Origin of the sequence: Micromonospora sp. L5 (assembly GCF_000177655.2) — a bacterium.
Taxonomy (GTDB): domain Bacteria; phylum Actinomycetota; class Actinomycetes; order Mycobacteriales; family Micromonosporaceae; genus Micromonospora; species Micromonospora aurantiaca.
This window is the reverse complement of sequence record NC_014815.1, coordinates 2,380,208-2,392,605: the sequence shown is the minus strand read 5'-3', so window position 1 is coordinate 2,392,605 and position 12,398 is coordinate 2,380,208. Positions and strand designations below refer to the sequence as shown.

Below are 12,398 nucleotides of genomic sequence, written 5' to 3'. Positions count from 1 at the left end.
ATTGTCACAGCCACGCCGGGCCGAGCGCCGTTTCGGTGCCGCCACGTCACCGGCCGGCCGAGAATCGGGTGTGGGCGGCAATGCCAGCCGGTAGCCGCGACGCGCTCGCCGACACGGTCCGTCCGATGCTCGGCGACGGCGGTTTCACCGACTGGACCGCACGGCTGCTCGGCGACGCAACATGCCTCGCGAGCCCTCGGGTGTGACAGGGGTCGCCGGTTCCGGGACGCCGCGACAGCTGGCCCACGCCTAGCGTCGATCGCATGGCCCTCGCCGGACGCCGCTGATGGGACGCCTCTCGCCGTTCCCGCCGCCCGGGCCGCTGCGCACGCTCGCGTACGCCACGCTGGTGAACACCGTCGGCGCGGGGCTGTGGCTGGCGGGCGGTGCGCTCTACCTGACCCGGGACGTGGGCCTCTCCGCCACCTCGGTGGGCGCCGGGCTCACAGTCGCCGGGCTGGTCGGGCTCAGCGCCAGCGTGCCGCTGGGCGCGCTGGCCGACAGGTGGGATCCGCGTACGCTCCGGGCCGTCCTCCAGGTGGGTCAGGCGGTCGCCGCGCTGGCGTACCTGCTGGTCGGTTCGTTTCCGGCGTTCCTGGCGGTGGCGGTGCCGGAGGCGCTGCTCGCCGCCGGCAACCTGGCGGTACGGGCGGCGCTCGTCGCGGCGGTGGGCGGCCCGGACGGCCGGGTGCACGCGTTCGCGACGCTAAGGGCGGTGGCGAACCTGGGCATCACCGTCGGTACCGCGCTGGCCGGGATCGCGCTCGCCGTGGACACGCACCGGGCCTACCAGGTGCTGATCGTCGGCAACGCGGCCACGTACCTGCTCTCGGCGGCGCTGCTGCTGCGCCTGCCGCCGATCGCCGCCGCGCAGCCGGCCGGCGCGGCGCACAGGTCAGCCGGCCCGCACGGGCCAACCGGTACGCGACGGGGGCCGCTGCGGGACGGGCGGTTCCTCGCGGTCAGCGGCGTCTCGGCGGTGCTCAGCACGCACGTGACGGTGCTCGTGCTCGTCGTGCCGCTGTGGACTGTGGACCGGGCCGGCGCGCCGCCACCCGTGGTGTCGGCGGTGCTGCTCGCGAACACGGTCCTCACCGTGCTGCTCGCGGTCCGGCTGAGCCGGGGCGCCGAGCGGGCCGCGCCGGCCGCCCGGAAGCTGCGCCGGGCCGGGCTGGTGCTCGCGGCGGCCACACCGTTGTACGCGGCGACGGCCGCGCTGCCGGTGCTCCCCGCGGTCGTCCTGCTGCTCGTCGCCACTGCGGTGTGGACGGTGGGCGACCTGTGGCACGGCGCGGCCGGCGCGGGCCTCGCCTACGACCTGGCCCCGCCCGGCGCGATCGGCGCCTACCAGGGCGCGGACGGCCTGCTCGCCGGGCTGGCCCAGGCGCTCGGCCGGGGCCTGCTCACGCTGCTGGTGCTCGGTGGCGGGCCGGTCGGCTGGCTGGTGCTCGGCGGGATCCTCGCCGCCGCCGGGCTGGCCGCCCCGGCTCTGGCCCGCCGGGCGATCGCGAACCGGCCGGCGCCGGAGGCACGGGCCGCCGGTGTGCCCGGGTGAGCCGCGTGTAGCAGCATGGCGGGATGACCGACCAGCAGAGCATCACCATCCGTCCGGGTGGGCCCGGCGACGCGCCCACGCTGCTGCGGCTGCTCGACAGCGCCACCGCATGGCTGACCGAACTCGGGCGTACCGACCAGTGGGGCACCGAGCCGGCGTCGATCGACCCGCGCCGCATCGCCCAGGCCGAGGCGTGGGCCACCGGCGACGGCCTGTACCTCGCCGAGATCGACGCGACGGTGGCGGGCGCGCTGGTGGTGGGCGCGGCGACCGAGTACGTGCCGCCCGCCACCGAGCCGGAGCTGTACGTGAACCTGCTGGTCACCGACCGGGCGTACGCCGGGCGCGGGGTCGGGGCGCGGTTGCTGGCGTACGCGGCGGAGCTGGCCCGCGAACGTGGCGTCGGCCTGCTGCGGGTGGACTGCTTCCGCAGCCCCGACCGGGCGCTCGTGCGGTTCTACGAGAGCTGCGGGTTCACCGCCACCGAGCCGTTCACGGTGGAGCGGCCGGGCCGCCCGACGTGGACCGGGCAGGTGCTGGAGCGCCGGGTCGGCTGAGTCAGCCGATCTCCTCGTCCACGAAGCACCAGCGCCACGACTCCCCCGGCTGGACCGACCGCATCACCGGGTGGCCGCTCGCCTCGAAGTGCTTCGTGGCGTGCTGGTACGGCGAGGAGTCGCAACAGCCCACGTGCCCGCAGGTCAGGCAGGCGCGCAGGTGCACCCAGTCCGGGTTGCCGATCGCCACGCAGTCCGGGCACTCGGTGGTGGTGTCGGGTTCGGCCGTGCCCGCCTCGGCCAGGTGCCGGCAGCTCATTCGACGACCTCCTGTCGCAGCATGGACTCCTCCAGATCCAGATCACGATAGGCGCGGGTGAGCACCTCCTCCGGGATCTGGCCGGAGTCGCGGGCGGCCCGGAACACCTCCCGCTCCGCGTCGATCATCTCCTGCCGCAGGCGCGCGTACGCCTGGGAGGGGGTTTCCCGTTCGGTGCCGCCGAGCCGTTCCCAGGCCAGGTTGGCCCGGGAGGTGGTCAGCCCGCGAAGGCGTTCCACCACCGCCTCCGGCGCGCCGGCGGCCAGTTCGTCGAGCCGTTCCCGGGCCGCCCGGCTGGCCCGCTGCTGCACCCCGGCGGCGGACAGCGCGTCCTGCACCGGGTCGTCCGGGGGCAGCCGCAGCCGCCGGGCCACCCAGGGCAGCGTGGCGCCCTGCCCGACCAGCGTCGCGACGATCACCGCGAAGGCCAGCCAGATGAGCAGCGCACGCGGGTACGGCGCGTCGTCGGCCAGCGTGAGCGGCAGGCCCAGCGCGGCGGCGAGCGTCACCACGCCCCGCATGCCGGCCCAGCCGATGACGACGGGGAACTGCACCGGCGGCGCCGGGTCGCGCTGCCGGATCCGGGGCACCAGCCGGGCCAGGTAGGTGGCCGGGAACACCCAGACGAACCGGGACAGGAAGACGGCGGCCAGCACCGCGGCGGTGATCGCGGCCAGCGAGCCGAACGGCTCGTCGAGGTCGCGGACCACCTCCGGCAGTTGCAGGCCGACCAGCAGGAACACCAGTCCTTCGAGGAGGAACCGGATCAGCCGCCAGAACGCGGTCACCTGGAGCCGGGAGGCAGCCGACAGCAGCGTGGGCAGCTTGTGCCCGATGCCGAGGCCGGTCACCACCACCGCGACGACGCCGGAGGCGTGGATCTCCTCGGCGGCGAAGACCACGGCGAACGGCACGATCAGCGACAGCGCGTTGTCCAGCACCGGGTCGGTGATGCGCTTGTGCAGGTACCCGAAGACCACCACGCCCAGCAGGCCGACCAGGATGCCGCCGCCGGCCGCGACGACCACCTCGCGGGCCACGTCGCCGACGCCGACGCCGCCGGTGGTGGCGGTCGCGGCGACGATCGCCACCCGCAGCAGCACCAGCGCGGTGGCGTCGTTGACCAGGCTCTCGCCCTCCAGGATGGTGACGACCCGCCGGGGCAGGCCGACCCGCCGGGCCACCGCGGTGGCGGCGACCGCGTCCGGCGGCGCCACCACCGCGCCGAGCGCCAGGCAGATCGCGTACGGCAGCTCGGGCAGGAACCAGTGCACGACGGTGCCCACCACGAACGCGGTGAAGACGACCAGCCCGACGGCGAGCAGCAGGATCGGCCGCAGGTTGAGCCGGAACGCCGGCACCGACGTCTCCAGCGCCGCCACGTAGAGCAGCGGCGGCAGGATGCCCACCAGCACCAGGTCCGGGTCCAGCCGCACGTGCGGGAAGAACGGCAGGAAGGACAACGCGAGGCCGAGCACGACCAGCAGGATCGGCGCGAGCAGGCCGAGCCGGCGGGCCAGCGCCGCACCGAAGGTCGCGATGGCCAGGAAGACCACGACCTCGAACAGAGCATCCACGAACGACGAGCCTAAGCGCCGACGAAGTGATGTGTGATCAGGCGGCGGAGCGCAGCTTCGGCAGCACCTCGGCGCCGAACGTGTCGATGAACGCGCGCTGCTCCTGCCCGACGTGGTGCAGCGCGATCTGGTCGAAGCCCAGCGCCACGTACTCCTCCAGCCAGCCGACGTGCCGGCCCAGGTCGGCGGAGACGTTCACGGTCTCGGCGACCTTGGACATCGGCACGTCGGCGCTCGCCACGTCGAAGTGCTCGGGGGTCTCCAGGTCCCAGCAGACCGGCGGCGCGAACACGTTGCTGCGCCACTGCTCGTACGCGATCGCCTCGGCCTGCTCCTGCTCGGGCGCCCAGCTCACGTGCACCTGGAGGTGCAGCGGGCCACGTCCGCCCGCGTCCCGGTAGGCGTCGATCATCTGCCGCAGGTGCTCGACCGGCGCGTTGACGGTGATCAGCCCGTCGGCCCACTCGGCGCACCAGCGCGCGGTGGCGATGCTCACGGCGGCGCCGACCAGTGCGGGCGGCTCCTCCGGCCGGGTCCACAGCTTCGCCCGGTCCACCGTGACGAGGCCGTCGTGGCTGACCTCCTCGCCTGCGAGCAGCGCCCGGATCACGTCGACGCACTCGCGCAGCCGGGCGCTGCGGATGTCCTTGCGCGGCCAGACCTCGCCGGTGATGTGCTCGTTCGCCGCCTCGCCGGTGCCCAGCGCGGCCCAGAACCGGCCCGGGTACATGGCGCCGAGCGTGCCGATGGCCTGCGCGATGATCGCCGGGTGGTAGCGCTGGCCGGGGGCGTTCACCACGCCGAAGGACAGGTTCGTGGCCTGGAGCGCGGCGCCGAGCCAGGACCAGGCGAACCCGGACTGGCCCTGTCGCTCGCTCCACGGCGAGAAGTGGTCGGAGCACATGGCCGCGTCGAAGCCGGCGCGTTCGGCGTGGATCACCGCCTCCAGCAGCCGGGCCGGGTGGATCTGCTCGTGGGATGCGTGGAAGCCGAACGCCGTCATGGTCGCCACTCCTACCCGTGACGGCGTCCGGCCAATCGCGTCTACTCAGAGTGCGCCCCGGCGCCCGCGCCGGCCTCGCCCTCGCCGATCCACACGGTCTTGGTGTTGCAGAACTCGCGCATGCCGGCGGCGGACAGCTCGCGGCCGTACCCGGAGTTCTTCACACCACCGAACGGCAGCTCCGGATAGGACGTGGTCATGCCGTTGACGAACACGTTGCCGGCGTCCAGGTCGACGGCGAAGCGCTCCTGCTCGGCCGGGTCGTTCGTCCAGGCGTTGGAGCCGAGGCCGAAGCTGGTGCCGTTGGCGACCTCGATCGCCTCGTCGTACGAGCCGACCCGGTAGAGCCCGGCGACCGGCCCGAACACCTCCTCGGACCACATGCGCATCTCCGGGCGCAGGTCGGTGACCACGGTCGGCGGGTAGTACCAGCCGTCCCCGGCCGGCTTCTCGCCGCCGCAGAGCACAGTCGCGCCCTGGTCCACCGCGTCGGTGACCTGCGCGTGCACCTCGTCGCGACCGCGCTCGCTGGCCAGCGGGCCGACGTCGGTCCCGTCGTCCATCGGGTCGCCGACGCGCAGCGCCGCCATCCGGGCGGCGAACTTCTCGGCGAACGCGTCGAACACGTCGGTGTGCACGATGAACCGCTTCGCGGCGATGCAGGACTGCCCGTTGTTCTGGCAGCGGGCGGTGGTGGCGACCTCGGCTGCGGTGTCCAGGTCGGCCGAGGGCATCACCACGAACGGGTCGCTGCCGCCCAGCTCCAGCACCGTCTTCTTGATCTCCCGGCCGGCGATCTGGGCGATGGACCGCCCGGCCGGCTCGCTGCCGGTGAGCGTGGCAGCGCGCACGCGGGGGTCGCTGAGGATCCGGTCGACCGCGTCGGAGCCGACCAGCAGCGTGGTGAACGCGCCCTCGGGGAAACCGGCCCGGCGGAACAGGTCCTCCAGGTAGAGCGCGGTCTGCGGCACGTTCGAGGCGTGCTTGAGCAGGCCGGTGTTGCCCGCCATCAGGGCCGGGGCGGCGAACCGCATCACCTGCCACAGCGGGAAGTTCCACGGCATCACCGCGAGCACCGGACCGATCGGCTGGTAACGCACGTACGCCCGCTTCGCCTTGACCGCGGCGGCGTCGGCCGGCTCGTCCGCGAGCATCCGGGGCGCGTTCCCGGCGTAGAAGCGGCAGGCGGTGGCGCACTTGGTGACCTCCGCCTTCGCGGCGGCGTACGTCTTGCCCATCTCGGTGGTCATCAGCCGGGCCGTCTCGTCGCGCTCGGCGTCGAGCAGGTCGGCGGCGGCGAGGAGCCACCGGGCCCGCTGCGCGATCGTGGTGCCGCGCAACTGCCGGAAGGCGAGGTCGGCCCGCTCGATCGCGGCGTCGATCTGCTCGTCCGACATCGCCTCGTACGTCTTGAGCACCTGTCCGGTGGCGGGATTGGTGGTGGCGATGGGCATGTCGTACTCCTGTCACTCGAACAGCGAGTGCCGCACGCCCGGCTCCTCCCGGCGGCGCGCGGCGCGGCGGCGCTGGATCACGACCAGGTCGACCACCGCCACCACGGCGAGCAGCGCGCAGACGACACCCAGCCAGGCGATGTCCGCGGCGAACGCGAGCACCGCGAAGACGGTCATCACGACCAGACCGAACGTGGCGAGCGCGAGCCGCAGGTTCAGGGCGCTGTTCGCGTGGCCGACCGTGCCGCGGGCACGGCGGGGCTGTGATCGGGTCATTCCTGGGGCCTACCCCGGCACGGGCGGGGATAACCGGCCGGTGCGGGAACACCGGTGATCCGGGACACCCGGCGGGCAGGCGCCGGATGCGGCCGGCAGGCGGGTGCGTTACATCGGTCTGCCGGTTCCGGCGGAGATCCCGCGGAACGGTGGAGAGGATGGCATGACCACGACTCAGGCCGTACCCGTGACCGTCGCCGTGTCCCGGCGCGCCGACCCGGCGCGTACCGACGAGGTGGTGGCGTGGATGCGGGCCGGGACGGCGCTCGCGGAGAGCTTCCCGGGCTTCCTCGGCGCCGGTTTCGTCCGCAGCGCCCCCGGTTCCGGCGAGTGGCACGTGATGTACCGCTTCGCCGACGCGGACACCCTGCGCGACTGGGAGGACTCCCCGCAGCGGCGCTGGTGGCTCAGCTCGGCGCAGGGCATCGTCGAGCACACCCGGGTGGAGCGGCGCACCGGCATCGAGGGCTGGTTCGCCCCGCCGGTGGACCACGTGGTCGAGACGTTCGGCGAGCCGGAACCGGCCGCGCCGCCGCGCTGGAAGCAGGCGGTCACGATCTGGCTGGCGTTCTTCCCGCTCAGCCTGGCCGCCACGCTGCTGACCACCCGGTTCCTCGCGGGCGTGCCGCTGGCCGGGCGGACGCTGCTGATGACGCTCGTGCTCACCCCGCTGATGACCTACCTGGTGCTGCCCCGGATCACCCGGGCGCTGCACCGGTGGCTGCACGGCCGGCCTGCGCCGACACGACAGATGTGAACGACAGTGGTCGATGCCCGATAGCCGACAGAACCGCCACCGGCTCTCCGCCGGGGCATAGGGTCGACGCGCCCGTTGCCGCCGCCGGACGGGGGACCGATGAGACGCTGGATCGCCGCGCTGGCCTGCCTGGCGGCGCTCGTCGCGCTCGCCTGTGACGGCTCCGGCGAGGCGTCACCCCGGCCCTCCGGCACACCCGCCCCCGGCGAACCCCGGGTGCTGGTCGCGCTCGGCGACTCGGTCAGCACCGGCTACGGCTCCTGCCTGGTGCTGGTGAGCTGCGAACGCAACTCCTGGTCGACCGGGGACGGCCTGCGGGTGGAGAGCCTCTACCGGCGGCTGCGCGCCGACGCGCCGGGGCTGCGGGCGTACAACCGGGCCGTGCCCGGGGCCCGCGCGGCCGCGCTGACCGGCCAGGCCCGGTCGGCGGTACGCGACAGGGCCGACCTGGTCACCGTGCTGATCGGCGCGAACGACGCCTGCCGGGGCGACGTCGACGACATGACGCCGGTCGCCACCTTCCGCGACCAGGTCGACGCGGCGCTGGGCGTGCTGCGCGAGGGCCGGCCGAAGGCCCGGGTGCTGGTGGTCAGCATCCCGGACCTGTACCGGCTCTGGCAGATCGGGCACACCGAGCCCCGCGCCGTGCGGGCCTGGTCGCGGGGCGTATGCCCGTCGCTGCTGGCCGACGCCACGTCGACAGCGCCCGCCGCTGCCGCCCGCCGGGCCCGCGTCAGGGACCGGATCGAGGCGTACGACGGGCAACTGCGCGCCGCCTGCCGGGCGTACGGGTCACGCTGCCGGTGGGACGGCGGCGCGGTGCACCGCCATCGCTTCGACCTGGACCAGGTCAACGCGCTCGACTGGTTCCACCCGAACGCGACCGGGCAGGGCCGGCTGGCCGAGGTGGCCTGGAACGCCTCCCGCTGGTCAGGGCTGACGCGGGCCCGGTAGCTGCCGGGGACCGGCGGCGCGGTAGAGGGCGCGCGTACGGTCGGCCAGTTCCTTGGTGGCCGACGAGTTGGCCCAGGTGCCGAGCACGATCGCGGCGCCCGGCACGACCTTGGCGAACATCCGCTTGGCGGCACGCACCCCGGCCATCCGGGCCAGCCGGACCCCGAGCTGGAGCATCACCCGGCCCAGCGCCCGGTCACCGGCGGAGCCGAACAGCGCACCGGCCCGCTCCCGGCCGGCGGCCACGCCCAGCGCGAGACGGGCCGTCTCGGCGACCTTGTGCACCCGCTGGAGCACCAGCAGGTCGGTGGCCCGGTCCGGGTGCGCCGGGTCGACGCCGTAGGCGGCCGCGACGTGCAGCACCAGCCGGGCCTGGGTCCAGGCCAGCACGCCCACGTCGATCACCGCGCCGGGCAGCCCGGCCGCGCCGGACACCGCACCGGAGAGCCGGGCGTGGTTGACGAACTTGCGTACCGCCTGGTCGGCCAAGTGCTCCGGCGGGGCGTCCGGCCGCAGCGCCCGCTCCCGGGCGGCCCACTGGGCGGCCTCCGGGCCGAGCCGGCGTACCGCCTCCAGGGCCAGGTGCTCCGGCGCGTACTGCGGGTCGTCCCGCATCCGGTCCCACAGCTTGGCCGGTGGCGCCTCGGGCGCCTCCACCGGCGGGACGGGGGCGGTGGGGACGGCGTTGGGCTCCCCGTCGACGGGGGCGGGGTCGGTCACGAAGGGCTCCGGAGGCTCGTGCGGCGGGGGTGACGCGGGTCAGCGCCGGCGCGACTGCAGCCGGTTCGCGATCTGCCGCAGCCGGGCCTGGTTCTCCGGCTTCGACATCTCACGCCGGCCGCGGTCGACCAGCTGCTGGCCCCGCGGCGACCGCAGGAAGGCGGTGATCCGTTGCATCAGCGACATGAGGGTCCTCCCGTCCCGCGGTCCCCTTCATGTGTACCTGGGACCGGCAAGCCCTTGATACCCGAATCGGCCCTTCGGCAACCACCCGTCCGGGTCAGCCCAGGATCTCGGCCACCACTTCGCCGGCCCGCCACTCGTGCTGGGCGTACGCGTCCGGGAACGCCGAGATCTGCACGGCCTGGGCGGCCACGGAGAGCGGCAGGCTCTGCCAGCCGGGGATCTCGGCCAGCGCGGACAGGAACGCCTTCGTGGCGTACTCGGGGTCCATCAGCTGCTCGACGGTGCCCCAGCCGCTGCTCGGGCGCTGCTGGAACAGCCCGACCGAGTCGTGGTCCCAGCCGATGGCCTGGTGCGGGTAGCTCTGCGACTCGGGCAGCACGCCGCTGGCGTAGTTGAGCAGGGTGCTCTCCTGCATGGCGGTCGCCACCGCGATGACGAGGGCGCGGCGCGGCATGCCCATCTCCTTGCCGGCCTGCACGATCTTCTTCGCGTTGTTCATCTGGGTGCGGTCCAGGCCGGCGACCGGGACGATCTGCCGGACGGTCTTCTTCGGCTTGGGCTTGGCGGTCGCCTTCGGGCTCGCCGTCGCGGACGGGCTGGCGCTGGCGCTGGGGGTGGCGGGGGCGGTGCTCGGCCGGGCCATGGCCCGGGACGCCGGGTCGACCGCGGCACGCTCGGCGACCTCCGCCGAGGGCGCCGGGTCGGCGGCGCGGTCCGGGGCACCGAAGCCGGCCTGGCTGACGCCGACCAGGCCCAGGCAGCAGGCCGCGCCGGTGGCGACCGCCAGCTTCGTCCGGCCGGGCCGGGGGTTCATGGGTGCCCAGAAGCGGGTACGCCGGACCAGTCCCCGGAGTGTGGCCAACCGGTTGGTGGAGGGGGTATCGTCCGAACGGTCAGCCGGGCGGCCGGAGCCGAACGGGTCGTCGAGGTTGCCGTCGTTACGCATCCGACGAGGCTAGGCAGGGCAAACCGGGATCACCCAGGCCCAAAGGGTGGCCCTCGCCACACTTTGGCCGTTCCGAAGCGGACGGCCCATCCCAGTGCGACCCGGCGGGCCACGGACCTCGGGAACCGGACCAATCACCCGGCCTGCGACCCGCGCAGCGGCCCGGGCAGGAACACCGCAGACCTCCCGGCCCCGCCCGATGATCGACTAACTCGTCCGTTCGGACGATCCGGATATGGGTCGCCGGACCGGGGCGTAGCCGAATCGTGATCATCATCCGGGCATCGGACGTGGCCGTAACGGAATGGACCACCCGCCCCGGTACGTTGGCCGAACCGGGGACGCCGCACGCTCGGCGCTCCCCCGTACGCGTCGACAGGGAGGACCCCACCGGTGCTCGATCCACACGAGCTCTACGAACTCACCGACGAGCTGCCCGAGCTCGGCCAGCCGGTGCTGATCCAGGCGCTCACCGGCTTCGTCGACGCCGGCAACGCCACCCGGCTGGCCCGGGAACAGCTGCTCACCTCGCTCGACGCCCGGGTCATCGCCCGCTTCGACGTGGACCAGATCTTCGACTACCGCTCCCGCCGCCCGGTGATGACCTTCGTCGAGGACCACTGGGAGTCCTACGACGCCCCGGCGCTGGAGCTGCACCTGCTGCACGACGACGACGAGACCCCGTTCCTGCTGCTCACCGGCCCCGAGCCGGATCTTCAGTGGGAGCGTTTCGTGGCCGCCGTCGCCGGGCTCAGCGCCCGCCTCGACGTCCGGCTCACAGTCGGGCTCAACTCGATCCCGATGGCGGTGCCGCACACCCGGCCCAGCGGCGTCACCGCGCACGCCACCCGCAAGGAACTGATCGCCGGGCACGAGCCGTGGCTGCAGAAGGTGCAGGTGCCGGCCGGCGTCGGTCACCTGCTGGAGTACCGCCTCGGCGAGCAGGGGCGCGACGCCCTCGGCTTCGCCGCGCACGTGCCGCACTACGTGGCCCAGGCCGAGTACCCGGCCGCCGCCGAGGCGCTGCTGTCCGCCGTGTCCCGCAGCACCGGCCTGCTGCTGCCCGTCGAGGCGCTGCGGACCGCCGCCGAGGCGGTCCGGGTGGAGATCGACCGCCAGGTCACCCAGACCGAGGAGGCGGCGACGCTGGTCCAGGCGCTGGAGGAGCAGTACGACACGTTCGCCCGCGGCCGGGGCGAGAAGAGCCTGCTCGCCGGCGAGACCGGGCCGCTGCCCACCGCCGACGAACTCGGCGCCGAGCTGGAACGCTTCCTCGCCGAGCAGACCCGACCCGGCGACACCCCGGAGCGCTGACCGGGCGGGGCGGGCGGGGATGCGGCAGGCTGGGGGCATGCGCCTGGCGACCTGGAACGTCAACTCGGTGAAGGCCCGCCTGCCCCGGCTGCTCGACTGGCTGGCCACCACGAAGCCCGACGTCGTGTGCCTGCAGGAGACCAAGTGCCCCGACGGGGCGTTCCCGGTCGCCGAGGTGGGCGAGCTGGGCTACGAGGTGGCCAGCCACAGCGACGGGCGGTGGAACGGCGTCGCCGTGCTGTCCCGGGTCGGACTGGCCGACGTGACTGTCGGCTTCCCGGGCGAACCCGGGTTCCCCGAGCCCGAGGCCCGCGCCATCTCGGCCACCTGCGACGAGCTGCGGGTCTGGTCGGTGTACGTGCCGAACGGCCGCGCGCCGGACGACCCGCACTACGCGTACAAGCTGGCCTGGTTCGCGGCGCTGCGCGACGCCCTCGAATCGGAGGTGGCCGGCGCGCTGCCGGTGGCCGTCTGCGGTGACTTCAACGTGGCGCCCACCGACGCCGACGTCTGGGATCCCGCGCTGTTCGTCACCTCCACCCACGTCACCCCGGCCGAGCGGGCCGCGCTGGCCGCGTTGCGTGACCTGGGACTGGAGGACGTGGTGCCGACGCCCATGAAGGGGCCGCACCCGTTCACGTACTGGGACTACCGGGCCGGGATGTTCCACCAGAACAAGGGCATGCGGATCGACCTGGTGTACGCGAGCGCGTCGTTCGCCCGCGCGGTCCGCTCCGCGTACGTGGACCGGGAGGCCCGCAAGGGCAAGGGCCCGTCCGACCATGCCCCGATCGTGGTCGACGCGGACCTGACACCGGCCGTCGAGACGTTCTGAGGGCA

Annotated in this window: 15 protein-coding genes; 7 read left to right on the top strand and 8 right to left on the bottom strand. The window is 74.1% G+C overall.

The window, feature by feature from the left end; genetic code table 11:
* Window positions 1-80 precede the first annotated feature (80 nt).
* From ML5_RS33085 to ML5_RS11475, 3 genes are all read left to right on the top strand, one after another.
* The gene (locus ML5_RS33085; RefSeq protein WP_255348696.1) at window positions 81-206 is read left to right on the top strand and encodes a hypothetical protein; all 126 of its coding nucleotides are present in this window, start codon (window positions 81-83) and stop codon (window positions 204-206) included.
* 80 nt (window positions 207-286) lie between these two features.
* A complete protein-coding gene (locus ML5_RS11480) occupies window positions 287-1,555 on the top strand; it encodes an MFS transporter (protein ID WP_013474809.1) in 1,269 nt (422 codons plus the stop codon).
* 23 nt (window positions 1,556-1,578) lie between these two features.
* Complete coding sequence (locus tag ML5_RS11475) at window positions 1,579-2,112, top strand: GNAT family N-acetyltransferase (protein WP_013474808.1); 534 nt, start codon at window positions 1,579-1,581, stop codon at window positions 2,110-2,112.
* A 1-nt stretch (window position 2,113) separates the two neighbouring features.
* Here the strand turns inward: ML5_RS11475 and ML5_RS11470 are convergent, their stop codons facing one another.
* Genes ML5_RS11470 through ML5_RS11450 form a run of 5 tightly spaced genes read right to left on the bottom strand, consistent with a single transcriptional unit; the run spans window position 2,114 to window position 6,681 of the window.
* The gene (locus ML5_RS11470) at window positions 2,114-2,371 is read right to left on the bottom strand and encodes a UBP-type zinc finger domain-containing protein (protein WP_013474807.1); all 258 of its coding nucleotides are present in this window, start codon (window positions 2,369-2,371) and stop codon (window positions 2,114-2,116) included.
* Window positions 2,368-3,948: a Na+/H+ antiporter gene (locus ML5_RS11465; RefSeq protein WP_013474806.1), complete on the bottom strand. Its 1,581-nt coding sequence runs from the start codon at window positions 3,946-3,948 to the stop codon at window positions 2,368-2,370. The genes ML5_RS11470 and ML5_RS11465 overlap by 4 nt, the downstream gene beginning before the upstream one ends.
* A gap of 37 nt (window positions 3,949-3,985) precedes the next feature.
* The gene (locus tag ML5_RS11460; protein ID WP_255368079.1) at window positions 3,986-4,960 is read right to left on the bottom strand and encodes a TIGR03885 family FMN-dependent LLM class oxidoreductase; all 975 of its coding nucleotides are present in this window, start codon (window positions 4,958-4,960) and stop codon (window positions 3,986-3,988) included.
* 32 nt (window positions 4,961-4,992) lie between these two features.
* On the bottom strand, window positions 4,993-6,405 hold the full coding sequence (locus tag ML5_RS11455; protein WP_013474804.1) for an NADP-dependent succinic semialdehyde dehydrogenase: 1,413 nt from the start codon (window positions 6,403-6,405) through the stop codon (window positions 4,993-4,995).
* A gap of 12 nt (window positions 6,406-6,417) precedes the next feature.
* Entirely contained in the window at window positions 6,418-6,681 is a 264-nt protein-coding gene (locus ML5_RS11450; RefSeq protein ID WP_013285356.1) for a DUF6343 family protein, read from the bottom strand.
* Window positions 6,682-6,844: 163 nt separating this feature from the next.
* On the opposite strand from ML5_RS11450, the gene ML5_RS11445 reads away from it, so the two are divergent.
* Together ML5_RS11445 and ML5_RS11440 are read left to right on the top strand one after the other, a co-directional pair.
* On the top strand, window positions 6,845-7,438 hold the full coding sequence (locus ML5_RS11445) for an antibiotic biosynthesis monooxygenase (protein ID WP_013285355.1): 594 nt from the start codon (window positions 6,845-6,847) through the stop codon (window positions 7,436-7,438).
* Between the two features lie 99 nt (window positions 7,439-7,537).
* Complete coding sequence (locus ML5_RS11440) at window positions 7,538-8,392, top strand: GDSL-type esterase/lipase family protein (protein WP_013474803.1); 855 nt, start codon at window positions 7,538-7,540, stop codon at window positions 8,390-8,392.
* Here the strand turns inward: ML5_RS11440 and ML5_RS11435 are convergent.
* From ML5_RS11435 to ML5_RS11430, 3 genes are all read right to left on the bottom strand, one after another.
* Entirely contained in the window at window positions 8,369-9,112 is a 744-nt protein-coding gene (locus ML5_RS11435; RefSeq protein WP_013474802.1) for an EcsC family protein, read from the bottom strand. The two genes, ML5_RS11440 and ML5_RS11435, sit on opposite strands and share 24 nt — an antisense overlap.
* Window positions 9,113-9,151: 39 nt before the next feature.
* On the bottom strand, window positions 9,152-9,298 hold the full coding sequence (locus ML5_RS32325) for a hypothetical protein (RefSeq protein WP_013285352.1): 147 nt from the start codon (window positions 9,296-9,298) through the stop codon (window positions 9,152-9,154).
* 94 nt (window positions 9,299-9,392) lie between these two features.
* A complete protein-coding gene (locus tag ML5_RS11430; protein ID WP_013474801.1) occupies window positions 9,393-10,244 on the bottom strand; it encodes a hypothetical protein in 852 nt (283 codons plus the stop codon).
* 393 nt (window positions 10,245-10,637) lie between these two features.
* Here ML5_RS11430 and ML5_RS11425 point away from each other — a divergent pair, with 393 nt between their 5' ends.
* Entirely contained in the window at window positions 10,638-11,558 is a 921-nt protein-coding gene (locus ML5_RS11425) for a proteasome assembly chaperone family protein (protein ID WP_013285350.1), read from the top strand.
* A gap of 37 nt (window positions 11,559-11,595) precedes the next feature.
* Window positions 11,596-12,393 (top strand): exodeoxyribonuclease III, encoded by a 798-nt coding sequence (locus ML5_RS11420; protein WP_013474800.1) that lies wholly within the window; start codon window positions 11,596-11,598, stop codon window positions 12,391-12,393.
* Window positions 12,394-12,398 lie beyond the last annotated feature (5 nt).